1 protein-coding gene is annotated in these 921 nt (G+C 64.5%); it reads left to right on the top strand.

Annotation, left to right across the window (positions count from 1 at the left end):
- Window positions 1–881, top strand: an 881-nt coding sequence (locus ACODTW_RS28250) for an IS30 family transposase (RefSeq protein ID WP_488949551.1), incomplete at its 5' end; no start/stop codon positions are given.
- Window positions 882–921 lie beyond the last annotated feature (40 nt).

Below are 921 nucleotides of genomic sequence, written 5' to 3'. Positions count from 1 at the left end.
GGAATTTCTATCACACGAGTTTCCGGGACCGGTTCGGGAACGACTACCGGGGCTACTACTGCATGACGGCCAACGCTATGGCCTGTCGCCGGCGGCGGCGGGGCCGGGTCAAGCTGTTGCGCTGCCCGGCCTTGCTGGCGCATGTGGTTGAGCGGTTGCAGGCCGGCTGGTCTCCCCAGCAGGTTTCGGGGCGGTTGAAGATCGAGCCGGAGCCGGTGGGCCGGATTTCGCACGAGAGCATCTACCGGCATGTTTACAGCCCCGAGGGCCATGAGGCGAAGCTGTATGCGCTGCTTGCCGTTGCCCGCCGACACCGCCGCCGTCAAAAGGGCCGCAAGCCGCGTAGCCCCGTGGTTCCGGCAGAGCGTTGGATTGAGGCGCGCCCGGCGGAGGTCGCCGACCGCAGCCAGTTTGGTCATTGGGAGGCCGATCTGGTGATCTTTGCGCGTAAGCATGGCAAGGCCAATGTCACCTCGCTGCAGGAACGGCAGACACGCTATCTGCTGTTGCTGGGCAATGACGATCGGCGCTCCGCCGGGGTGATGTCCCGTATCACCAATGCTTTGGCCCCCCTACCCGACCCGGCCCGGCGCAGCATCACCTTTGACCGAGGCACCGAGTTTGTCGGCGCCTGGCGGTCGTTACCGATGCCCAGTTGGTTCTGCGACCCGCATAGCCCCTGGCAGAAAGGCGGCATCGAGAATGCCAACGGGCGGGTCCGCCGCCGTTTGCCGCTCGACAGTCCGGTCGAGGATCGATCCTCGACCGGACTGTCGGCTATCGCCGCGCAGATGAACGCCACACCCCGCAAGTGCTTGGGCTGGCTGACACCGGAAGAGGTTTTTAGCGAAAGGCTGGCGGTTATCGAGCGAACAGGATAACAGGATGTTCAACCCCGTCGCACTTCAGCGTGAATCTGCC

It is taken from the genome of Niveispirillum sp. FG148, assembly GCF_057809655.1.
Note: the sequence above shows the minus strand (reverse complement) of the source record. Positions and strands in the feature narration are given on the sequence as shown.